Source organism: Amycolatopsis thailandensis (assembly GCF_042723255.1).
GTDB classification, from domain to species: Bacteria; Actinomycetota; Actinomycetes; order Mycobacteriales; family Pseudonocardiaceae; genus Amycolatopsis; species Amycolatopsis thailandensis.
Window position 1 is genome coordinate 98,065 of record NZ_JBHXJK010000012.1, and the last position, 588, is coordinate 98,652.

The window sequence follows — 588 nt, forward strand, 5'->3', positions numbered from 1 at the left end:
ACTCGTTGAGTCTTTCGAGATGCGTACCCGGTTGCTGCACGGCTTGCTGACGTCGGATTGTGATGGCCTCGGTGATGGGCTCGATTGCTTCCTCGTACCGCCCCAGGATGCCGAGGTGGAGCGCGAGGCCGTGCAGGCTGGAGGCGAGTTCATCCTGGAAGGTGCCCGGTTGCTGCACGGCTTGCTGACGTTGGATTGTGATGGCCTCGGTGATGGGCTCGATTGCTTCCTCGTGCTGCCCCAGGATGCCGAGGTGGAGCGCGAGAAAGCTCAGGCTCAGGGCGAGTCCATCCTGGAAGGTGTCGGGTTGCTGCTTGGCTAGCCGCCGGTACACGGTGATGGCCTCGGTAACGGCCTCGCGTGCTTCTTCGTGCCGCTCCAGCCCAGCCAGTTGGGCCGCGAGGTTGTTGAGGCTCAGGGCGAGTCCATGGTGGGAGGTGTCGGGTTGCTGCTTGGCTAGCCGCCGGTACACGGTGATGGCCTCGGTAACGACCTCGAGTGCTTCTTCGTGCCGCTCCAGCCCAGCCAGTTGGGCCGCGAGGTTGTTGAGGCTCAGGGCGAGTCCATGGTGGGAGGTGTCGGGTTGCT

General features: G+C 64.1%; 1 protein-coding gene. It reads right to left on the reverse strand.

What is annotated here, in order from left to right; genetic code table 11:
* A partial coding sequence (locus ACFWMR_RS07465) for a tetratricopeptide repeat protein (protein WP_378377795.1) occupies window positions 1-588 on the reverse strand: 588 nt, incomplete at both ends.